Genomic DNA, 20579 nt, shown 5'->3' on the forward strand with positions numbered 1-20579 from the left:
GAGAAATTATTTATGCAGATCAAACGCGCACTTATCAGCGTATCGAATAAAGACGGTGTGGTTGAGTTTGCCCGCCAGCTCCATGAGGCTGGCGTGGAAATCGTATCGACGGGCGGCACGATGAAGGCCATCAAAGAGGCAGGCATCCCGGTCACCTATGTCAGCGATGTCACGGGTTTTCCGGAAATCATGGATGGCCGCGTGAAGACGCTGAATCCGTATATCCACGGCGGCATCCTGGCTGTTCGTGACAACGAAGAGCATGTCAAGCAGATGCAGGAGCATAAGATCACGGGCATTGACCTGGTAGCCGTCAATCTCTATCCCTTCAAGGAGACGATTGCCAAACCAAACGTCACGCTGGCGGAGGCCATCGAGAACATCGATATCGGCGGCCCGGCGATGGTCCGTGCGGCGGCGAAGAACTTCAAGTTCGTCACGATCGTGACGAATCCTGCCCGCTATGCGGAGATTGCCAAGCAGGTCAAGGAGAATGGCTGCGTCGATGACCGCACGCGCATGGAGCTTTCCCAGGAGGCTTTTGCCCATACGGCAGCCTATGATGCGATGATCAAAGAGTATCTTCTTGAGCAGCTGAAGAAATAAGAGGGGTAGACGATGAATATTCTTGTTATTGGTTCGGGTGGACGTGAGCATACGCTGGTCTGGAAGCTTTCCCAGTCGCCGAAGGCTGCGAAGCTCTATGCGATTCCGGGCAATCCGGGCATGGCTGAGGTGGCTGAGTGCGTGGAGGGGATTTCCATCACCGATAATGATGCCGTCGCCGACTTTGCCAAGGAAAAGCAGATCGATCTGGCTGTGGTCGGCCCTGAGGTCCCGCTGACCAATGGCCTTGTCGATGCGCTGAATGCAGCTGGCATCAAGGCTTTTGGCCCGACGCAGCTTGCTGCGGAGATCGAGGGCTCGAAGGCTTTCTCCAAGGGCTTGATGAAGAAGTATGGCATCCCGACGGCGAAGTATGAGGTGTTCACGGAGGCCGATGCGGCCCGCGCTTATATCGAGCAGGAAGGGGCGCCGATTGTCATCAAGGCCGACGGCCTTGCCGCAGGCAAGGGTGTTATCGTTGCCATGACGAAAGAGGAGGCCCTGGCAGCCATTGCTGACATCATGGAGGACCAGGAATTCGGTACGGCGGGCAGCCGTGTCGTCATCGAGGAGTTCATGGAGGGCGAGGAAGCCTCGCTGCTCTGCTTCACCGATGGCAAGACCATCTGCCCGATGATCAGCTCCCAGGACCACAAGCGTGCCTACGATGGCGATAAAGGCCCGAATACCGGCGGCATGGGCACCTATGCACCAGCACCGGTCATGACGAAGGCCATGGTGGAGAAGGCATATGAGACGATCCTCGTGCCGACCATCAAGGCCATGGAGCAGGAGGGGCGTCTTTATAAGGGCTGCCTCTATGCCGGCCTTATGATCACGGCTGAAGGGCCGAAGGTCGTCGAGTTCAATGCGCGCTTCGGCGATCCGGAGACCCAGGTCGTCCTGCCGCTCTTGGAAAGCGATCTGGTCGATATCATGCTGGCCTGTGCCGATGGCACCCTGGCCGGGCAGGACATCCAGTGGAGCGATGGCGCAGCTGTCTGCGTGGTCATGGCATCGGGGGGCTATCCGAAATCCTACCAGAAGGGCTTTGCCATTGCAGGCCTGGCGGAGGCCAAGGCCGCTGGTACGGAAGTATTCCATGCCGGTACGGCGGAGAAAGACGGCCAGATTGTCACGGCGGGCGGCCGCGTGCTCGGCGTCGTCGCCAAGGCTGATGATGTCAAGACGGCTGTGGATAAGGCGTATGCTGGTGTCAGGGAGATTTCCTTCAAGGATGCGTTCTACCGCAATGACATCGCGCACCGCGCGCTAGAACGCCTGTGAGATCTCATATCGCCAGTAAGTGCAGTTGTGTCTGTTTGTGTATACTTTTGACTGGCTGTTTACAACTTGACATTTGTCTATTATAATTATCCATATAGACGTCAACGGTGGACGCTCTGAAGTTGTCGATGGACAACAACAGGGCGTTTTCTGTGTCTTAGGCAATCCTTGATGATGTTGTTTTGCGTGTTGTACGGATGGAGGGCTTATGGATCTGACAAAATTGATGGCAGATATCAATGACTTCGTTTGGGGGCCGGTGATGCTGACGCTTTTGGTCGGCACAGGCGTATTTTTGACGGTTCGGTTGAAATTCCTGCCATGGCGCAATCTCGGCTATGCAGTCCGGATGATATTCCGGCAGAAAAAAGAACATGAAGGGGACATCTCACCGTTCCAGTCGCTTATGACGGCGCTTTCGGCGACCGTCGGAACCGGTAATATCGTCGGCGTGGCGACGGCTATGGTCCTGGGTGGTCCCGGTGCACTCGTCTGGATGTGGATCAGTGCGGCGTTCGGCTTGTCGACAAAGTATGCAGAATCGGTGCTGGCGGTCAAATATCGTGAGACCAACAGCGTGGGTGAGATGGCTGGCGGCCCGATGTATGCGATGAAGAATGGCTTCAAGAACAAGTATATCGGCCGTGGACTGGCGGGCTTGTTTGCCTTCTTTGTCGTGGTGTCGTCCTTTGGTATCGGCAATATGACCCAGGCCAATTCGATTTCGGCGGCGCTCTTGACGAGCTTTGACGTACCAGCCTGGCTGACTGGCCTGGTGGTAGCCGTGCTGGCTCTGTCGGTGCTGCTCCGTGGCATCCATAGCATCGGCAAGGTATCGAGCGTGGTCGTGCCAGCGATGGCGGGCTTCTATTTTGTGGTGGCACTCATTGTCATTGTGGTGAATTTTGAAGCAGTGCCGGCTGGCGTGGCGGAGATGTTCCGCATGGCGTTCTCCTTCGATTCGGTGGCCGGTGGTGTTGGCGGCGGCATCGTTGCCTCGATGCTGACCTCGATGCGCTGGGGTGTGGCCCGCGGCGTATTCTCGAATGAGGCTGGCCTGGGCTCGGCACCAATCGCGGCGGCTGCTGCCCGGACGGACCACGCGTCCCGCCAAGGCTATGTCAATATGACGGGAACATTTTTTGATACGATGATTGTCTGTATGCTGACGGGCCTGGTCATCGCTTCGTCGGGCATGCTCGGGACGGTCGATCCTGCGACGGGCAAGATGGTATCGGGCGCCCAGCTGACGATACTGGCGTTCAGCTCGGTGTTCGGTGAGTATGCCAAGCTGATCGTCTCGGTGGCACTCGCATTGTTTGCTTTTTCAACGATTCTGGGCTGGGAATACTATGGCGAAAAGGCGCTGGAATATCTCGTCAGCAACCGCAAGGCAATCATGGGGTATCGTGTGCTGTTCAGCTTGGTGACTTTTGTGGGAGCAACGACGGCGTTGGAAGTTGTCTGGAATTTTTCGGATACGATGAATGGCCTTATGGCGATTCCGAACCTTATCTGCTTGTTATGGCTGAGCCGCGATATCGCGGAAGAATGTTTTGACTTCCAGGCAACAGTGATCGAGCGTGAAAAACAGGGAGAAGATGCTGATTGCCAGAAGGTGTAGTAAATGAATCAGGCAATGCTTAGATGACATGGAGGGACTGTCGCTGCGGCGGCAGTCTTTTTTTTTGCGGGTACAGCAAAGTGTGCAGGATTTAGTATTGACAAAATTGCGCAAAAGAGTATACCTAAAAGAGAATAGTAAAAGGAGCTGAGGTTTCAATGAAGTTGCATTTGGTAAAAGAAATAGGGGTATCCCTTGGGGCTGCCTTGCTGGTCATGGGGGTGCCTTGGACGGCAATGGCCGGAGAAGCACAGGAGGTGCAGCCTGCTGTGCGGGTGGTGCCGTCTGAGTATCATGGCTACATGTGGCGGATCGATTCCAAAAACAAGGATATGCTGCCAAGGAATTTCCGTATGGCAGATGGGGCGTTTCGGAAAAAAATATCGGCAGACAAAGCCGGGAAAGGGGTTATTGCGTCACCTTCGCGGCAGGGACTGGAACAGCTGGCTATATCGGGCAGTGCGGAATTTTCGGCAGGCGAATTCAAGGCATTGCAGCAGACTTTGCAGCAGAAAACACATGGTCCCATCTATGTGATAGATTTACGGCAGGAATCGCATGGATTATTCAATGGCGATGCGGTCAGCTGGTATGGAAAGCGCGATTGGGGCAATGTAGGCAAATCCCGGCAGGATGCCTTGGCAGATGAAGCACAGCGGTTGCAGGATGCGAAGGGAAAAATACTCTTGCTGGCGCAGCTGGATAAAAAGAAAAAGCCGCTTCATCCACAGTTTGCGAAGATAACAGATGCCATGAGTGAGCAGCAGCTGGTAGAAGGCGCAGGCTGGCATTATCTGCGGCTGACGGATACGGATCATGTCTGGCCGGCAGCAGAAAATATAGAGCGGTTTATTGACTTTACCCGTAAGTTGCCCAAGGATGCTTGGCTTCATTTCCATTGCCAGGCAGGGATGGGGCGTACCACTGCTTATATGGCCATGTACGATATGATGAAAAATCCTGAGGTGCCACTGGAAGATATCTTATCGCGGCAGTATCTTCTAGGTGGTGCATATGTGGCACATGTGTCGCTGAAACCGGCATCGAATGATTGGAAGCAGACCTATTACCGGCAGAAGGCTGGGATGATCAAAAAGTTCTATGCTTATGTGCAGGAAGCCCATAAGACGGGTTTTGCCCTGAAATGGTCGCAATGGCTCAAAGATCATGGCGATGACGCAGGCAAACAAAAAAGACAGCAACCGAAGTTGCTGTCTTGATGATTCAAATGGTCGGGATGACAGGATTCGAACCTGCGGCCTCTTCGTCCCGAACGAAGCGCGCTACCAAACTGTGCCACATCCCGTGAGTACATGAAATATTATACGCAGAATAACGGGGGCTGTCAACACCTTTTTTATATTTTTTTTACTTTTTAGCGATAAAAAGTAATGGTTGCATAAATCGAGTGTATTTGCTACACTATTAGCATCAATTGTATATTTTTATTCACTAGGGGCGCAGACTTGTTCTGCTGAGAGACTTATGTCGACCCTTGGAACCTGTTGGGTTAATACCTGCGTAGGGAAGTGAGAGGCAAAGAATACCGCTTAGCTCTATGCTAGGCGGTTTTTTATTTTAGGAGGTAATGATATGGCAACGCAGATGCAGATGGCACGGGAAGGCAAGATCACGGAGGAAATGAAACAAGTGGCAGCTGATGAAAAACTCCTGCCAGAGGAGATTCGTGCCAAGGTAGCTAAAGGTGTAGTGGCAATCCCGTGTAATATCAACCATAGGGGGCTTCAGCCGCGCGGTGTGGGCGAAGGTCTCCGGGTAAAGGTCAATGCCAATATTGGCACGTCGAGTACCTATCCGGATGTAGCACCAGAGCTTGAGAAGCTCAAAGAAGCCGTCAAATGCGGAGCAGATGCGGTTATGGATCTTTCGACAGGCAATAATATAGATCAGTCCAGAAAGGAGATTATCGCTCATTCGCCGGTGATGGTTGGTACGGTTCCCCTCTATCAGGCAACGGTACGGGCAATCAAAGCGCATGGCGCAGTAGTAGAGATGACCGAAGAGGATATCCTGGAGACTATTGAGCGGCAGGCAAAAGATGGTGCGGATTTCATGACGCTTCACTGCGGGGTGACGCTAACGGCAGTAGAACGCATGCGCAAGCAGGGACGTATCATGGATATTGTCAGCCGTGGCGGTTCGTTTATTGCTGGCTGGATGCTTCATAACGAGAGGGAGAATCCGTTATACGAGCATTTTGATGCGATTCTCGACATTTGTGAAAAATACGATGTGACCTTGAGCCTGGGGGATGGCATGCGCCCCGGCTGTACGGTTGATGCCACTGACCGTGGCCAGCTGACTGAGCTGATTACATTAGGCGAGCTTGTGGATCGCGCTTGGCGCCGTGGGGTACAGGTCATGGTCGAGGGGCCGGGACATGTTCCCTATGATCAGATTGCTGCGAATATGAAATTGGAAAAACGTCTGTGCCGCAACGCACCGTTTTATGTTTTGGGGCCGCTCGTGACCGATATCGCGCCAGGCTATGACCATATTACGGCGGCAATCGGTGGTACGCTGGCAGCCGTAAGCGGTGCGGATTTCCTTTGCTATGTGACGCCGGCTGAGCATCTGGCGCTGCCGACTATTGAAGATGTCCATACCGGCGTGATTACCTCACGGATTGCGGCTCACGCAGCGGATATGGTGCGCGGAGTTCCGGGGGCGGTGGAATGGGACCGCAAGATGGCAGAAGCCCGCAAGATTCTTGACTGGGAGGAACAGTTGAAGCTGGCTATCGATCCGGAGCTTGCACGCAAAAAGCGAGGCGCACGCAACAAAGCAGGCGAGGAGGCCTGCTCGATGTGCGGGGATTACTGTGCGGTGAAGATCATCAGCAAGTACTTTGACAAACCGCAATGTCCCTGTGAGGATTGATGACGGAACAATTGAAAAAATTCAGTCTAAAAGCAGGAATCATCCGGCAAAATCCCGAATATAGCTATATAGAATAAAACAAACTCGTTAGGAGGTTTTGTTATGGGGAAAATCAAAAAAATCCTAGTGCCGGTTGATGGTTCCGTCAATGGCTGCAAAGCTGTCGATGAGGCGATTTTCTTTGCCGAGAAATGCCAGGCGGATCTGGACTTCGTCTATGTAGCCAGCAATATCAATAAGGATATCCCGAGCCATATCGTCTTCGATCGCATCTGGGAGAAGATTCCCGATGATATCAAGGCCGCGAAGCATGTTGAGACGGGCAATATCCCGAAGGCTATCATCCGTGTGGCCGGTCAGGAGCATAGCGACATGATCATCATGGGCAGCCGTGGCCTGGGCCTCTTCAAGGGCGCGCTGATTGGCAGTGTCAGCCAGAAGGTCATTGAGGAGTCGCCGATTCCGGTAATGGTCATCAAATAAAGTGTTGTGGCAGCTGCCAGTGGATTCCCGCTGGCAGCTTTTGTTCTTGTGTTTGCAACAGGGAAGGTGTTCAGCATGCAAGTCAAAGATATCATGACCAAAAACGTTATCACTGTAAAACCTGAAGCAACGATCCGTGAGCTGGCCGAACTGCTCGTGACGAAGAAGATCTCTGGTGTCCCTGTCGTGGATGAGACGGGCAAGGTCTGCGGCATCGTCAGCGAAGGCGATCTCATGCGCAAGGAGATCGCCCCGGAGATGCCCGACGAGCTTTGCATCCTGGGAGCGGTGATCTATTACAATGGCCTGCAGGAGTACCGCGATGCTTTCCGCAAGTTCTCCGCGTTGACCGCCGAGCAGATCATGACGGAGGAGGTCATTGCGGTCAAGGCCGAAGATGAGGTCAGCAAGATTGCCAAGCTCATGCATGACAAGCATATCAAGCGCTTGCCGGTGCTCGATGATGCCGGTGCACTGATCGGTATTGTCAGCCGTACGGACATCGTCAAGATGCTGCTCTGAATTTCCGGCAAGAAAAAGGAACTGCCTGCAAGAGACAGTTCCTTTTATTTTTGTGTTTCGGTGGGTTTCTTGGCGAGCCAGCGCGATTCACGCTGGAGTTTTTTCTGCAGCAGCCGGTTTTCGTAGATGTCCTCGATGACCAGCTTGCAGATGACGATGAAGGGCACAGCCAGGAACATGCCGGTGGCGCCGAGCAGCTCGCCGCCGAGGATGATGCCGAGGATGATGGCGATGGGGTGCAGGTTCAGCGACTTGCCGATCAAGGTCGGGTAGACGAGGTTGTGGTTGATCTGGGTGAGCAGCAGGTAAAAGCCAGCGGTCTGCAGGGCGATGAAGGGCTCGACGGTGGCAGTCAGCAGTGTGCCGAAGGCTGAGGCGACCGTCGGGCCGAGCACCGGAATGAACTCCGCGATGCCGGATACCATGGCGAAGACCGAAGCATAGGGCAGATCGCGCACGGTGAAATAGAGGAAGACAATGATGCCGGTGATGAGGCAGATGACAAGCTGGCTGCAGATGTAGGTGCGCAACGCGCCCAAGATGTTGTTGAACAGCTTGAGCACGCGGCCGGTATCACGCTGCGGGAAGCGCGTGACCAGATACTGCTTGATCTCCTCGCCGTCCTTGAGCAGGTAGAAGGTCACGAACAGGATAATGACGAAATCGATGACCTTGCTGAACAGCGAAAGCAGCAGCTGCAGCGAAGAGCGGAGGGCTGTGATGCCGGTGGATTTGATTTCGCCCCAGACATTGCCGAGCTCATTGTGCAGGAATTCGGACTCCTGCAAGAGCGGCAGGTTCTGGAATTTTTCCGTGATCTGCGGGAAATCCGTGATGAAGCGGGAGAAGGTCGGCACGAAGCTGCTGGAGACGAGGCCGAGCAGCACAAAGCCAAGGCCGACGAAGGCCGCGAGTACAAGGCCGGCGGCCAGCGCCCGCGGCAGTCTGCGGTTCATCTGGTTGACGGCTGGCAGCAAGAGCAGCTGCAGCAGCAGGGACAAAAAGATGATGAAGGCCAGCTGCGGCATGAACCAGAAGGCTGACAGCAGCAGCGTGAAGAAAAGCCCCAGCAGGATAGATGTGCGGTAAGCGCGTAGATGCATAAATGCTCCTTTGTGTGAATCGTGTGGAAAGAATCGTGTTATCTATCATTATAGCAAACCAGGTCAAAAAGAAAAGCCTCCGGCAACGGAGGCGGGAAAGGTTCATTTGATGGCGTTGAGACGCTCGGCCAAGGTGCTGGCGCTTTCGTCGCCGCTGACACAGGTCATGATGGGCTGGGCTCCGAGCATGACGGTGTTGCCATCCACATAGGCCCGGCGCTTGTCGTGGCCGTTATGGTAGGCTGCCGCCAGGTTGCCCATGACGAAGTAGGAGCGCTCGCGTGCGCTCATGCCGCCAGCCGCAGCCGGGGTCGTGAAATCCTTGGTGTTGATGCGGATGAGCCCGTCTTTGTTCGTGACATGGTTACCGCTGTAAGACGAGAGTTTTTTGACGTAAGCGTCGCGGCGGTCGTCATCGGCGGGATGGTCGGAGAGGAATTCCTGCACAGCGGAGGCCTTGCTCTTGGAAAGGTCGAGGACGCGCTGCCAGACGGCAGCTGTCGCGCCGGGGTTGTAATTGGTATGGGTGATGTAGTCGAAGGCCAGGGCATCGGCTTCGTTTTCCATCGGCTTGGTGATGTGGCGGTTGTTGATGACCTGGGCGACAAGGGCGCCGGCCTGGGAACCCGTGGCGGCGCCAAGGATCTGCATGTTGAGCGAGTTGCGGGCACCTTTGACCGGGTGGTCCTTCTGCCCGTGCCCGAGCTCATGGGCCAGGACGACGGCAATCTCGTCTTCGTTGGTCAGCACGTTGTAGAGTCCCGTGTTGACACTGAGGTTGTGGCCAATCGTGCAGAAGGCGTTGAAGCCCTTCTGGTTGTTGATGAAGTAATTGTAAGGCTTGTTGTATACGGAAGGATCGACGGCGCCGATTCCTGCCGTGAGGTTGGTCATGATGCGATCGAGCTGCTGGTTGAGCGCCCAGTCCTCATTCACGCCGTATTGTTTTTTCATCTCGCGGAAGTATTCCTGACGTCCTTCCTCGGAGTCATTGTACTTGCGCAGGAGAGCATCGAGCTGCGAATGGGCGGCAACACCGCCGATGATTGCGCCGAGGATGCTGGAGGTACCGGCTTCTGCGGCCGGAGCTGGGACTGTGCCGAAGGATAGCGGGAAGGCCAGCAGGCTGGCGGCAATTGTTCCCGTAATCAGCTTGCGCAATTTCGTAGATTTCATGTATAATTCCTCCTGTAGATGTTTGTTATCCTTTGCTATTATTATAACGGATTTTTGTCGGGAAAGGTTAAGGGATTTGTGAGAATTAATAGAAATTTAACTTGCGGATGACAGGCATCGGTTAGGTGTGAACAAGGAGGCGGGTTTCATGGAAGAAAAAGCTTGGCGTACCCTGCGGCTGACCATAAACGGGTTGGGGCATATGGTACGATATAATCAGGAAACGATCGATAATCTGTTCCTGCCGTTCCTGCGGCGGATGTCGAAGCTGCAGCGGGAGAAAGGGACGCGCATTGTCGTATATCTGGTGGCGCCACCGGGGACCGGCAAGTCGACGCTGGCCCTGCTGCTGGAAAAACTATCGCTGACGGACTCGAACCTCGTGCCGGTGCAGGCGCTGGGCCTCGATGGCTTCCATTACCATGCGGATTATATCCGCACGCATACGGTGGAGCGTGATGGCAAGCAGGTGCCGATGAGCATGGTCAAGGGCTGCCCGGAGACCTTCGATGTGGAGCATCTGCTGGACAAGCTGCAGACGCTCCATGCGGAGGAATGCCGCTGGCCGATCTATGACCGCACGACACACGATGTAGTCGAGGAGGTCGTGAAGGTCCGCCGGCCCATCGTCCTGCTGGAGGGCAATTGGCTGCTGCTCGGTGATGACCGCTGGCTTACGGTGCGCAATTACGCGGATTATTCGCTGTTTGTCGGCGCTGAACCGCAGGATCTCAAGGAGCGTCTCATCCAGCGTAAGATGATGGGCGGCAAGAGCCGCGAAGAGGCAGAGATCTTCTACCGGAACAGCGACCGCGTCAACGTCGAGCGCGTGCTGAAGAAATCATGGCCTGCCGATGAGACTTGGCAGATGCTGTCAGACGGGGACTACCAGCTGCGCGGCAAGATGATGCCGAACCGCATGGTCAATCGTGAGGTGCTCTGGAAAAAGCCCGACGTGACCATCGACAACAGCCTGCTCAGCGGCATCAACCGGCGGATCAGTGCCGAGAAAGGCGATGTCGGTGCTCTCTACAAGAACGGCTATGCCGAGGGGCTTTCCCATGCCCGCAGAGCCATCCTGCGCAAGCTGTATCAGGATGGGACGATGAGCAGCAAGGCCATCATGGAGACCTTTGACCTCACCGACGAAGAACTGCAGCAGATCCTCAAATGAAAAGAGCCTGACGGCCATCGATAGGCCGTCAGGCTCTTGCTGTCAACGGGTCTTGCTCGAAAAGAGATAGACGAGGATGGTGAGGACGATGCCGCCGACACCCCACATCCAGCCCTTGTCATACCAGGCATAGGCCGTGGCAGCGAGGCAGAAGAGTACCGCAAACATGGTCTGCTTGGCATTTTCCTTGCGATAGGCAAAGGTCTTGTAGTCGACACCGGTCAGCCGTTCAAAGCATTCCGGGCAGATGACCTTGCGCTGGCCGTCTTCGGCCGTATGGACGAGCGCGTCCTTTTCCTCAAGGTCGCGGCTGCATTCTGAACATTTCAGCATATATGGATTCCCCCCGTTGAATTCTTGCGTATCCGCACATATTTTTAATTTTACCGCATCCGCCGTGATTTGACTAGGATTTCTTGACACTGTACAGGAAAAACATTAAAATAGTAGGGTATAGTTATGTATAAACTATCCGAGAATCTATCCTGCATAAAAGCAAATAAAAACAAGAGGGGGTGAGTATTATCGTTATCGAAATAGTAGCGGTAATAGTTGCAGCTATCATCGGTGCCGGCTTTGGCTATGCTGCCCGTAAACGTACGGCAGAAGCGCAGATCGGCTCCGCTGAAGAAGAAGCAAGACGCATTGTAGCAGACGCGGAAGAAAAAGGCGAAACCAAGAAGAAAGAGGCCCTGCTGGAGGCGAAGGAGGATATCCATCGTCTGCGCCAGGAACTCGATCGCGATACGAAGGAGCGCCGCAGCGAGATTCAGCGCCAGGAGCGCCGTGTGGTGCAGAAGGAAGAGAATCTTGACCGCAAGCTCGATTCCATCGAAAAGAAGGAAGAGGCACTGGCTCGCAAGGAGTCGCGCCTTGACAAGAGCCAGCAGGCTGTGGATGAGATGCATGAGAAGCAGAAAACAGAACTCGAACGCATCTCGAGCCTGACGGCAGAGGAAGCGCGGACGATGCTCATGGCAGAGGCTGAGGAAGAACTCAAGCATGAGAAAGCCATGAAGATCAAGGAATATGAGCAGCAGATGAAGGATGAGTGCGACAAGAAAGCACAGGACATCCTGAGTCAGGCCATCCAGCGCTGCGCGGCCGACCATGTCGCAGAGACAACGGTATCGGTTGTCGCACTGCCGAACGATGAGATGAAAGGCCGCATCATCGGCCGTGAGGGCCGTAACATCCGTACATTGGAGACGATGACGGGCGTTGACCTCATCATCGATGATACGCCGGAGGCTGTTATCCTGTCGGGCTTTGATCCGGTGCGCCGCGAGGTGGCCCGCATTGCCCTGGAGAAACTGATCCAGGATGGCCGCATCCATCCGGCCCGCATCGAGGAGATGGTCGAGAAGGCCAAACGCGAAGTCGACCAGCGCATCAAAGAGGCTGGTGAGCAGGCTACGTTTGATACGGGCGTCCACGGCATCCATCCGGAACTCGTGAAGATGCTCGGCCGCCTGCGCTATCGCACGAGCTATGGGCAGAACGTCCTCAATCATTCGATCGAGGTTGCCCATCTGGCTGGTGTCATGGCGTCGGAGCTGGGTTGTGATGTCACGCTGGCCAAGCGTGGCGGCCTGCTGCACGATATCGGCAAGGCCATCGACCGTGAGGTTGAGGGCTCGCACACGACGATCGGTGCAGATCTGGCACACAAATTCCGTGAGTCCAAGGATGTCATCAACTGCATTGCTTCGCATCATGGGGATGTCGAGGCAACGAGTGTTGAGGCTGTCCTCGTCGCTGCAGCCGATGCTGTATCGGCTGCCAGACCTGGGGCACGCCGTGAGAGCCTTGAGTCGTATCTCAAGCGCCTCAAACGTCTCGAGGAGATTGCAGAGTCCTACGATGGTGTTGAGCGTTGCTTCGCCATCCAGGCTGGCCGTGAGATCCGTGTCATGGTCAAGCCGGACAAGGTGGATGATGCTGAGGCAGCTGCTTTGGCACATGATATCGTCAAGAAGATCGAGGACGAGCTCGAATATCCGGGCCAGATCAAGGCTACGGTTATCCGTGAGACGCGCGTCGTCGACTATGCGAAATAAGCAAGAAACAAAAGATCTGGGGATGCAGGGCTTGGCTCTGCATCCCCATTCTACCTATAAGAGGACAGACTATGTTCAGATTCAAGGATTTGATGAAACAGGCGGTGGGAAAGCAGCCGAATGACAAGACAGGCATACAGCTGCTGGCTTCTATCCTCGTCTGTTACCCCGAGATCGAGTCGGTCACCTACGAGCCAGAGAATACGGAAATGGTCATGGATTTCATCATCGAGGGCAAGGCGGACAAGCAGGAATTGGAGCCCTTTGTCAAATTGCTCGATGACAGCCTGCAGGCTTATCATGAGCTGGATTCGGGCAGCCAGGTATGGATGGCTGCAGAGGCCGAGAGCTTCGGCAACCTGATGACCGTCCACATCCATCGCCAGCTGGTGACTCTGACACGCGGAGAGCTCACACTGATCGCCGCGTTGTTCCGGGAGACCTTTGGCAGCAGGCTGAGACGGGACAAGCACTCGCTCGACCAGCTGGAGCCGGAATTTGCCGATGCCCAGAGTGCCGTTCTCGACCAGCTGCTGGATCAGCATCAGATATACAAGATCCGCGAGCAGCTGATCGGGATCCGCGACCGGGATCGGGTGGTAGTATATAACCGCTGAGGTATCAGCGGGAGGAGGAAGTACAATCGTGCGAGTAATGTTGACAGGTGATGTCGTCGGCCGTCCGGGCCGCAAGGCATTCCAGTTGTATACGCCGAAGCTCCGTCAGGAGAAGGGCATCGATGTGGTTATCGTCAATGGTGAGAATTCCGCTGGTGGCAAGGGCTTTTCCCGCAAGTCGCTCGACGAGCTCTACCATGCGGGAGCCGACATCGTCACGTCGGGCAACCATGTATGGGACAAGAAGGATGTGTTGGAGTTCATCGACCAGGAGCCTTTCCTGATCCGTCCGGCAAATTATCCGGAGGGGACGCCGGGCAAGGGCTGGTGCGTCTATCCGTTCAAGGCCAAGAATATCGGTGTCATCAATCTTTCGGGCCGGGCCTTCATGCCAGCGCTTGACTGCCCGTTCCAGAAGGTGGAGGATATCCTGCATGAGATCCGGCGGGAGTGTGACATCATATTCCTGGATTTCCATGCGGAGACAACCTCGGAGAAAATGGCGATGGGGTGGTATCTCGATGGGCGTGTCAATGGCGTCGTCGGTACGCATACGCATATCCAGACGGCTGATGCCCGCATCCTGCCCCAGGGCACTGCCTATATCACCGATCTCGGGATGACGGGGCCGTGGAACTCGGTGCTCGGCGTCAAGACCGACATCATCCTGCGCAAGTTCACGACGGCCATGCCCTGCCGGTTCGATCTCGAAGAGAGCGGTCCGCAGGTCTATTCGGCCGTGATTGTCGACATCGATGATGCGACGAACCGGACGACGGGGATTGAGCGTATTTTCATTACCGAGGAGTAAGCTGAAAATACTTTAGTTTGTAGAAAAAAGAAGGACTTTGCAGTCTTTTGCCGAATACTCTTCCTAGTGACAGTAAGTTTTGACTACAGGATATACACAATTTGTTGATGTAGTGTTTTTGTTGAGAGGACGTGCTGAACATGGAAATTCTAAAGGTATCTGCAAAGTCGAATCCGAACTCAGTGGCAGGCGCTTTAGCTGGCGTGCTGCGGGAAAGCGGCAGCGCTGAAATGCAGGCAATCGGTGCCGGAGCGCTGAACCAGGCGGTCAAGGCTGTGGCCATTGCCCGTGGATTCGTAGCGCCGCATGGAATCGACCTCATTTGCATTCCGGCCTTCACGGATATCAAGATCGACGGGGAAGAACGTACCGCTATCAAACTGATCGTCGAGCCGCGCTGAGTATAGAGTATAGGAGTGGATCCGAATGCCAAGTGATTTGCATATGCATACGACTTTTTCGGATGGCAAGCTGACACCGGAAGAGCTCGTAGCAGCCGCAAAAGCAGCCGGCCTTACCTATATGGCCATCACGGACCATGATACGGTGGAAGGCATCGTCGATTTATATGAGAACGGTCATTATCCGGCCCGCGGGATAAATATCATCCCTGGGATCGAGTTCAGTGCGCATCATCCGACCAAGGAAATCCATATACTGGGTTACAACGTCGATATCTACTATCGGGGGCTGGCGGACAAGCTTAACGATGTGACAGAAGGACGCTGGAGCAGGTTCTCGGAGATGGTGGAGAAGCTGCGGGCCTTAGGCTATGCGATTACCGAGGCCGATGTCCTGGCGATTGCCGGGACCAGCAAGTCGATCAGCCGGTCGCATATCGGCCGAGTCCTGGTCAAGAAAGGGTATTTTGCCTCGGTGCGGGAGGCGTTCGATGCTGTCCTCTGCAAGGGACAGCCTGCCTATGTGCCGCACTATCATCTGGAGGTCGAGGAGATCATCGACCTCATCAAGGCCGCTGGTGGCACGCCGGTGCTGGCGCATCCGAAGCTCGTTGGTGACGATGCGCTGGTGCGTGAGCTTTGCCAGCGTGGCATCGAGGGCATCGAGGCGTTTTATCCGCAGCACAATGCAGAGGATACTGGCCGCTATCTGGCCATGGCCGAGGAGTTCGGGCTCATGGTGTCGGGGGGCTCTGATTTCCATGGGTTCCCGACACGCTATCCGCAGGAACTCGGCGTGTTTACGATTGAAGACAGCTGGGCAGAGAAATTTTACCGCCCAGAGCAGAAACTGGGCTAAACAGGAGTGTAGAGCATGAACGTAATCGCACTGGTGGGACCCAGTGGTACTGGCAAGAGCCATCATGCGCTGGTAGTGGCACATGAAAACAAGGCGGATGCCATCATCGACGATGGCATCCTGATCAAGGACGGCAAGATACTGGCCGGTCACTCAGCGAAGAAAGAGCAGAGCAAGATCATGGCTGTGCGCCGGGCAATCTTCGTCCTGCCGGGGCATGCTGAGGAAGTGCGGGCTGCCATACAGGCGGAGAAGCCGCATCGCATCCTGATCCTCGGCACGTCGGAGAACATGGTGCAGAAGATAGCCAAGGCACTGAAGCTGCCGTCGATAGCCAAGATCATCCATATCGAGGATGTGGCTTCGCAGCAGGAGATGGAAAAGGCGCAGTTCTATCGGCTCAAGCAGGGAAAGCATATCATCCCCGTGCCGACCATTGAACTCAAGCCGCATTTCTCAGGATATCTCGTGGATCCGTTGCAGACGTTTTTCAAGCGTTCTTCAACGCGCCGGCGCCGGCTGGGCGAAAAGTCCATCGTGCGTCCGGTATTCAGCTATTATGGCAAACTCGAAATCGACGACCATGCCATCAAGGGCATTATCCGTCAGGTGATCACGCAGCAGGAGGCCTTCACCAAGGTCAGCGGCATAGAGGTGCAGCACCTCATGCAGAAGGACGAGGATCTGGGGCTCAAGATCTCGTGTGATGTGGTCCTGACCTATGGCAACCATATCCCCACCTTGATCGCCCAGGCGCAGCATAGCGTGCGCGAGGCGGTGGAGTATATGACCGGCATGATCGTGCATGAAGTGAATATCCGCGTCAAGGCGTTGTTTGTCCAGTCTTGAGCATGAAAAAATCCCGCTGCCGTGGGCTAAACCCTGGCAGCGGGATTTTCACTTATTCGGTTGCGATGGGCGCGGGGGTCTTGGTGATCAAGATCTTGTCGATGCGCGCCCGGTCCATATCGACGACTTCGAAGGTAAGGCCGTTCCAATCCTTCTTCTCGCCGGCTTTGGGAATATAGCCGAAGTAGGAGGTCAGGAAGCCGCCCATGGTCTGATAGTGGTCGTGGTCTTCGTCCGGCAGCTCGTCGATGTCGAAGCGCTCCTTGAAATCGTCGATGGAGTAAAGGCCATCGACCAGCCAGGAGTTTTCATCGCGGACGGTGAGCTGGACGGGATCGGGTTCGCTGGTCGAGAGCGAATCGCCGATGATTTCCTGCAGGATGTCATCCATGGTCAGGAAGCCGATGACACCGCCGTACTCATCAAGAACCATTGCCTCGTGGGTGCCACTGTCGCGGAACTGCTCAAGCACGCGGAAGGTTTCCATCGAGCGGGGGACGAACAACGGCTTGCGGATATAGAGGGAAAGGTCAAGGGCCTTGCGCTCAAGCGAGGCATTCAGCAGGTCCTTGGCATAGAGGATGCCGCAGAAGTCATCGAGGCTGTCACGGCCGACCGGGAAAACGTCCTGGGGCGTTTCGCGGATCAGTCGCAGGTTATGCTTGAGCGAGTCGGAAAGGTCGAGCCACAGCATCTGCGTGCGCGGTGTCATCAGCGCATAGGCGGTTTGGTCGCTCATGTGGAAGATGCGGTCGACCATGGCTTGCTCGGTCTTCTCGAAGGTGCCATCTTCTGTGCCCTGCTCGATGAGATCCTTGACCTCGTCTTCGGTAACAGTGTCCTCGTGCTTGGGGTTGATGCCGAAAATCAGCAGGATGAGGTTGGCTGACCCCGATAGCAGCGTGATGAAGGGCTGGGTGAGGCGCGTGATGAGGCGCAGGCTGCGATGGTACTTGAGCAGCACGCGCTCCGGCGCCTGGATGGCCGCTTTCTTCGGTAGGAATTCGCTGAAGAGCAGTGTGATGTACGTCATCGCGACGATGCTGATGACGAGGGCGACTGCATGGGCCTGCGGCAGGAAGGGCAACAGGCTCGCAACGACTGGCGCCAGGAACACGCCGGTGCAGAGACCGGTCAGGATGCTGGTCAGCGTGATGCCGACCTGGGCCAGCGAGAGCATCTGCTCGGGACGCTCGAGAATGGCCAGCGCCTGCTCGGCGTCGGGGTTGCCGTCTTCCTGCAGCCGCTCAAGACGGCTGCGGTGGCTTTCGGTGATGGCTGTCTCGATCAGCGAGAAAAAGCCATTGATGCTCAGCAGGAGCAAGAGCAAGAGGAATAATAAACCTGCTTGGGAACTATCCAATGAAAAATACACATCCTTTTTTACAATGCAGATCCAAATAAGAATGAAGCGTTGAAATTGCTTATAGTATACCATATTATGGGCGGGCAGTCATCAGAAATGCAGACAAGGCTTGCCAGCGTATTGTATAATAGATACATTGACAAAGAGGACTTTGATTCGGAGGTTTATGGATATGATGGATAAAGAGAGAGCGGCACGGACGGACATCCCGACGCTGCAGTGGTTCCCAGGACACATGAAGAAAGCCCAGCGGCTGATTGAGGAGAACCTGAAGCTCGTAGATGTCGTCATCGAGCTGCTGGATGCGCGCATCCCTGCGAGCTCAGCCAATCCGATGCTGGCGGAAATCATCAAGGACAAGCCGCGGCTTATCGCTCTCAACAAGGCGGATCTGGCTGACAGCCAGAGCACGAAAAAGTGGCTGGCTTATTTCCGCGCGCAGGGGATTCCTGCCGTGGCGATCGACTCGATGAAGGGCAAGGGCATGAAACAGCTCGTCAAGGAAGCAGAGGAGCTGGCCCGGCCGAAGACGGAGAAATTTGTTGCCAAGGGCGCACGGGCGCGGGCAGCCCGCTGCATGATCCTCGGCATCCCCAACGTCGGCAAGTCGTCGCTGATCAACCGGCTGGCTGGCGCGGTGAAGGCCAAGGCGGCGAACCAGCCGGGCGTTACGCGGGCCAAGCAGTGGATCAAGATCGGCAGCAACCTGGATCTGCTGGATACACCGGGCATTCTCTGGCCGAAATTCGAGGATCAGACCGTGGGTCTCAAGCTCGCGTTCACTGGGGCGATCAACGATGACATCTACGATCGCGAGCAGGTCACGGCGCTGCTGCTGGCCGCGATGCGCCGTGACTATCCGGAGCGTCTTGTGGAGCGGTTCAAGTTCAAGGGGGAGATGCCAACCGATGGCCTCGAGCTGCTTGAAGCTGTAGGGCGTAAGCGCGGCTGCCTGGTCAAGGGCGGTGTCGTCGACCTGGAGAAGGCACAGAATATTGTCCTGACCGAGTTCCGTGCGGGCAAACTCGGGTTGGTGACGCTTGATGAAGTACCGGCTGCCGAAGCGGCCGAGGAAGAGGCGGAAAAAAACATTGAATGATTTGGCGAATTATACGATAAAAGATATAGAGGGTCTGTTTGCTGCGGGGAAAGTCGATGGGGCTTTCCTCGAGGCCTGTCGTGCTGACAGCCGCAAGGCCGTTGCGCGCCTTGTCCGCCGCTATGAGCGCGAACAGCAGGACCGCGTGCGCGTCATGACGATGTATGGATATGAGCATCAGGCCATGGCCGAGGGGTATGAGGTGGTAGCAGGTGTCGACGAGGCCGGGCGCGGCCCGCTGGCTGGGCCTGTCTCGGTGGCGGCAGTCATCCTGCCGCACGATCTGTACCTGCCAAAGATCAACGACTCCAAGAAGATTTCGGCGAAGGTCCGCGAGGAGCTGTTTGACGAGATCCAGGCGAAGGCAGTGGCGATCGGTACGGCGCTCATCGATGCGCAGACGATCGACCGTGTCAATATCTACCAGGCGACGATCAACGGCATGTATGAGTCCATCTTCATGCTGAAGCCTGAGCCGCAGAAGGTACTCATCGATGCGGTGAAGCTTGACAATCTGCCGATGGCTTCGGAATCCATCATCAAGGGCGATGCGAAGTCGGCCTCGATCGCGGCTGCATCAATCATCGCTAAGGTCACGCGTGACCGCTTGATGGATATGTATGATAAACAGTATCCCGAGTATGGTTTTGCCCAGCACAAGGGGTATGGTACGGCGCAGCATATCGAAGCGCTGAAGAAATATGGCCCGTGCCCGATCCACCGCCTTTCGTTTGAGCCGGTGCGGTCATTGGTCAATGGCTGAATGAATGTGATTTTCGGTAAAGGTGTGTGAAGGAAATGGCAATGGAAACGGCGATGAATGTAGGAGTCCGTCCGATAGACCGCCCACAGTCGGCCGGTGGTACGGAAGGCGTATCCCGGCGCGGCGACGGCGGCAGTTCTTCGGCGGCGTTCAGTCCGAAGACCAACGTTTCCATCCAGAGTGCCGTCGATGACATGGCAGGCATCTTGGCCAAGATCTCGAGCAACCAGAGCGAGGCCGTGGACAAGATGCCGCAGGATCTGCAGAAGGTCATCCAGAACGTGCTCAAGCAGGCATTCTCGCTGGAGGAGACCATGGGGCAGGGGCTCGGCAGCACACTGGAGAGCCAGCGCTTCTCGATGGATCAGCTCAGTGCGCTTTCCCGCATGCTCTCTCAATTGGGGGTGATGGCGGAAAAAGGGATGCCAGTAGAGGTAAGTGATGAGATGCGGGCACTGCTGTCAAATCTCAAAGCCCTTGTGACGACAGAAAATGGAGGCGCATTGGAGCCAGTGCTGCTTACCAAGGCGGCTTTTGAGCTTTTGGATAACAAGAGTTTTACTGAATTGCCGAAAGAAGTGCAGGCGTTGCTGCTCACCCTGCAGCCACAGGGGCAGACAGCAGCGATGCAGGCAAATTCGGATAACAGCATGGGCTTTTTGAAGCAGCTGGTGCAGTATTTCATGCCGCGTCCGGCAGCGGAAGAAGTGCCGCAGGGACAGCAGCAGGCACAAGGTCAGCCGCAAGGAAACCAGCCGCAGTCGCAGGCAGGCTCGCAGGCAGCCAATCAGCCGCAGGCGCAGAATGCACCGCAGGGAAGCGGGAATGCGGCCAGTGGCCAGCCAGCTGGTACAGCCGCACAGCAGGCAGGGCAGAAC

20 protein-coding genes, 1 tRNA gene, 1 pseudogene and 1 riboswitch are annotated in these 20579 nt (G+C 55.5%); of the genes and pseudogenes, 17 read left to right on the plus strand and 5 right to left on the minus strand.

Annotated elements, in window-relative coordinates:
- Window positions 1-12: 12 nt before the first annotated feature.
- The 4 genes from BM181_RS00730 to BM181_RS00745 all read left to right on the plus strand — a co-directional run bounded on the left by BM181_RS00730 (window position 13) and on the right by BM181_RS00745 (window position 4737).
- Window positions 13-606 (plus strand): IMP cyclohydrolase, encoded by a 594-nt coding sequence (locus tag BM181_RS00730; RefSeq protein ID WP_075441490.1) that lies wholly within the window; start codon window positions 13-15, stop codon window positions 604-606.
- A gap of 12 nt (window positions 607-618) precedes the next feature.
- On the plus strand, window positions 619-1893 hold the full coding sequence (gene purD / locus BM181_RS00735; protein WP_075441492.1) for a phosphoribosylamine--glycine ligase: 1275 nt from the start codon (window positions 619-621) through the stop codon (window positions 1891-1893).
- A gap of 208 nt (window positions 1894-2101) precedes the next feature.
- Window positions 2102-3517, plus strand: coding sequence for an alanine/glycine:cation symporter family protein (locus tag BM181_RS00740; RefSeq protein ID WP_177207133.1), 1416 nt, complete (start codon window positions 2102-2104; stop codon window positions 3515-3517).
- Window positions 3518-3675: 158 nt separating this feature from the next.
- A complete protein-coding gene (locus tag BM181_RS00745) occupies window positions 3676-4737 on the plus strand; it encodes a phosphatase domain-containing putative toxin (RefSeq protein ID WP_075441493.1) in 1062 nt (353 codons plus the stop codon).
- 9 nt (window positions 4738-4746) lie between these two features.
- On the opposite strand, the gene BM181_RS00750 is transcribed toward BM181_RS00745, so the two are convergent.
- Window positions 4747-4823: transfer RNA gene (locus tag BM181_RS00750), tRNA-Pro, on the minus strand.
- A gap of 138 nt (window positions 4824-4961) precedes the next feature.
- A riboswitch (TPP riboswitch) is annotated at window positions 4962-5062 on the plus strand.
- A 48-nt stretch (window positions 5063-5110) separates the two neighbouring features.
- On the opposite strand from BM181_RS00750, the gene thiC reads away from it, so the two are divergent.
- From thiC to BM181_RS00765, 3 genes are all read left to right on the plus strand, one after another.
- A complete protein-coding gene (thiC, locus tag BM181_RS00755) occupies window positions 5111-6418 on the plus strand; it encodes a phosphomethylpyrimidine synthase ThiC (protein WP_075441495.1) in 1308 nt (435 codons plus the stop codon).
- Window positions 6419-6520: 102 nt separating this feature from the next.
- Complete coding sequence (locus BM181_RS00760) at window positions 6521-6901, plus strand: universal stress protein (RefSeq protein ID WP_075429235.1); 381 nt, start codon at window positions 6521-6523, stop codon at window positions 6899-6901.
- Window positions 6902-6976: 75 nt separating this feature from the next.
- On the plus strand, window positions 6977-7423 hold the full coding sequence (locus BM181_RS00765) for a CBS domain-containing protein (RefSeq protein WP_075441497.1): 447 nt from the start codon (window positions 6977-6979) through the stop codon (window positions 7421-7423).
- 44 nt (window positions 7424-7467) lie between these two features.
- Here BM181_RS00765 and BM181_RS00770 read toward each other — a convergent pair whose 3' ends face one another.
- A complete protein-coding gene (locus tag BM181_RS00770) occupies window positions 7468-8526 on the minus strand; it encodes an AI-2E family transporter (RefSeq protein ID WP_075441499.1) in 1059 nt (352 codons plus the stop codon).
- A gap of 102 nt (window positions 8527-8628) precedes the next feature.
- The gene (locus BM181_RS00775) at window positions 8629-9702 is read right to left on the minus strand and encodes a M48 family metallopeptidase (RefSeq protein ID WP_075441501.1); all 1074 of its coding nucleotides are present in this window, start codon (window positions 9700-9702) and stop codon (window positions 8629-8631) included.
- Window positions 9703-9850: 148 nt separating this feature from the next.
- Here BM181_RS00775 and BM181_RS00780 point away from each other — a divergent pair, with 148 nt between their 5' ends.
- On the plus strand, window positions 9851-10876 hold the full coding sequence (locus BM181_RS00780; RefSeq protein WP_075441503.1) for a nucleoside/nucleotide kinase family protein: 1026 nt from the start codon (window positions 9851-9853) through the stop codon (window positions 10874-10876).
- Window positions 10877-10918: 42 nt separating this feature from the next.
- On the opposite strand, the gene BM181_RS00785 is transcribed toward BM181_RS00780, so the two are convergent.
- Window positions 10919-11209 carry a hypothetical protein gene (locus BM181_RS00785; RefSeq protein ID WP_075441505.1) on the minus strand — a complete coding sequence of 97 codons (291 nt, stop codon included), beginning with the start codon at window positions 11207-11209 and terminating at the stop codon, window positions 10919-10921.
- A gap of 182 nt (window positions 11210-11391) precedes the next feature.
- On the opposite strand from BM181_RS00785, the gene rny reads away from it, so the two are divergent.
- From rny to BM181_RS00815, 6 genes are all read left to right on the plus strand, one after another.
- Window positions 11392-12936 (plus strand): ribonuclease Y, encoded by a 1545-nt coding sequence (gene rny / locus BM181_RS00790; RefSeq protein ID WP_075441507.1) that lies wholly within the window; start codon window positions 11392-11394, stop codon window positions 12934-12936.
- Window positions 12937-13007: 71 nt separating this feature from the next.
- Entirely contained in the window at window positions 13008-13553 is a 546-nt protein-coding gene (locus BM181_RS00795) for a hypothetical protein (RefSeq protein WP_082336084.1), read from the plus strand.
- Between the two features lie 28 nt (window positions 13554-13581).
- The gene (locus BM181_RS00800) at window positions 13582-14364 is read left to right on the plus strand and encodes a TIGR00282 family metallophosphoesterase (RefSeq protein ID WP_177207134.1); all 783 of its coding nucleotides are present in this window, start codon (window positions 13582-13584) and stop codon (window positions 14362-14364) included.
- Window positions 14365-14504: 140 nt separating this feature from the next.
- Window positions 14505-14765: a stage V sporulation protein S gene (locus BM181_RS00805; RefSeq protein ID WP_075429227.1), complete on the plus strand. Its 261-nt coding sequence runs from the start codon at window positions 14505-14507 to the stop codon at window positions 14763-14765.
- 25 nt (window positions 14766-14790) lie between these two features.
- On the plus strand, window positions 14791-15624 hold the full coding sequence (locus BM181_RS00810) for a phosphatase (RefSeq protein ID WP_075441511.1): 834 nt from the start codon (window positions 14791-14793) through the stop codon (window positions 15622-15624).
- Between the two features lie 15 nt (window positions 15625-15639).
- The gene (locus tag BM181_RS00815; protein ID WP_075441513.1) at window positions 15640-16473 is read left to right on the plus strand and encodes an Asp23/Gls24 family envelope stress response protein; all 834 of its coding nucleotides are present in this window, start codon (window positions 15640-15642) and stop codon (window positions 16471-16473) included.
- A 52-nt stretch (window positions 16474-16525) separates the two neighbouring features.
- On the opposite strand, the gene BM181_RS00820 is transcribed toward BM181_RS00815, so the two are convergent.
- The gene (locus BM181_RS00820) at window positions 16526-17836 is read right to left on the minus strand and encodes a hemolysin family protein (RefSeq protein ID WP_075441515.1); all 1311 of its coding nucleotides are present in this window, start codon (window positions 17834-17836) and stop codon (window positions 16526-16528) included.
- A 175-nt stretch (window positions 17837-18011) separates the two neighbouring features.
- Between BM181_RS00820 and ylqF the strand changes: the two genes are divergently transcribed.
- The 3 genes and pseudogenes from ylqF to BM181_RS15350 all read left to right on the plus strand — a co-directional run.
- The gene (ylqF, locus tag BM181_RS00825; protein ID WP_075441645.1) at window positions 18012-18938 is read left to right on the plus strand and encodes a ribosome biogenesis GTPase YlqF; all 927 of its coding nucleotides are present in this window, start codon (window positions 18012-18014) and stop codon (window positions 18936-18938) included.
- Window positions 18931-19701 (plus strand): ribonuclease HII, encoded by a 771-nt coding sequence (locus BM181_RS00830; RefSeq protein ID WP_075441517.1) that lies wholly within the window; start codon window positions 18931-18933, stop codon window positions 19699-19701. The genes ylqF and BM181_RS00830 overlap by 8 nt, the downstream gene beginning before the upstream one ends.
- A 35-nt stretch (window positions 19702-19736) precedes the next feature.
- Window positions 19737-20579: pseudogene (locus BM181_RS15350) on the plus strand (hypothetical protein); the annotation flags it as partial.

The sequence above is a fragment of the Pseudoselenomonas ruminantium genome (genome assembly GCF_900113715.1).
In the GTDB taxonomy this organism is placed as follows: Bacteria; Bacillota; Negativicutes; order Selenomonadales; family Selenomonadaceae; genus Selenomonas_A; species Selenomonas_A caprae.

What these genes read in the sequence shown, in the direction of transcription:
- BM181_RS00810 (WP_075441511.1), top strand. Translation starts at nt 14,791, where the DNA reads ATGCCAAGTGATTTGCATATGCATACGACTTTTTCGGATGGCAAGCTG.
- ylqF (WP_075441645.1), top strand. Translation starts at nt 18,012, where the DNA reads ATGATGGATAAAGAGAGAGCGGCACGGACGGACATCCCGACGCTGCAG.
- BM181_RS00805 (WP_075429227.1), top strand. Translation starts at nt 14,505, where the DNA reads ATGGAAATTCTAAAGGTATCTGCAAAGTCGAATCCGAACTCAGTGGCA.
- BM181_RS00745 (WP_075441493.1), top strand. Translation starts at nt 3,676, where the DNA reads ATGAAGTTGCATTTGGTAAAAGAAATAGGGGTATCCCTTGGGGCTGCC.
- thiC (WP_075441495.1), top strand. Translation starts at nt 5,111, where the DNA reads ATGGCAACGCAGATGCAGATGGCACGGGAAGGCAAGATCACGGAGGAA.
- BM181_RS00730 (WP_075441490.1), top strand. Translation starts at nt 13, where the DNA reads ATGCAGATCAAACGCGCACTTATCAGCGTATCGAATAAAGACGGTGTG.
- BM181_RS00815 (WP_075441513.1), top strand. Translation starts at nt 15,640, where the DNA reads ATGAACGTAATCGCACTGGTGGGACCCAGTGGTACTGGCAAGAGCCAT.
- BM181_RS00765 (WP_075441497.1), top strand. Translation starts at nt 6,977, where the DNA reads ATGCAAGTCAAAGATATCATGACCAAAAACGTTATCACTGTAAAACCT.
- BM181_RS00740 (WP_177207133.1), top strand. Translation starts at nt 2,102, where the DNA reads ATGGATCTGACAAAATTGATGGCAGATATCAATGACTTCGTTTGGGGG.
- purD (WP_075441492.1), top strand. Translation starts at nt 619, where the DNA reads ATGAATATTCTTGTTATTGGTTCGGGTGGACGTGAGCATACGCTGGTC.
- BM181_RS00795 (WP_082336084.1), top strand. Translation starts at nt 13,008, where the DNA reads ATGTTCAGATTCAAGGATTTGATGAAACAGGCGGTGGGAAAGCAGCCG.
- BM181_RS00780 (WP_075441503.1), top strand. Translation starts at nt 9,851, where the DNA reads ATGGAAGAAAAAGCTTGGCGTACCCTGCGGCTGACCATAAACGGGTTG.
- BM181_RS00785 (WP_075441505.1), bottom strand. Translation starts at nt 11,209, where the DNA reads ATGCTGAAATGTTCAGAATGCAGCCGCGACCTTGAGGAAAAGGACGCG.
- BM181_RS00760 (WP_075429235.1), top strand. Translation starts at nt 6,521, where the DNA reads ATGGGGAAAATCAAAAAAATCCTAGTGCCGGTTGATGGTTCCGTCAAT.
- BM181_RS00770 (WP_075441499.1), bottom strand. Translation starts at nt 8,526, where the DNA reads ATGCATCTACGCGCTTACCGCACATCTATCCTGCTGGGGCTTTTCTTC.
- BM181_RS00775 (WP_075441501.1), bottom strand. Translation starts at nt 9,702, where the DNA reads ATGAAATCTACGAAATTGCGCAAGCTGATTACGGGAACAATTGCCGCC.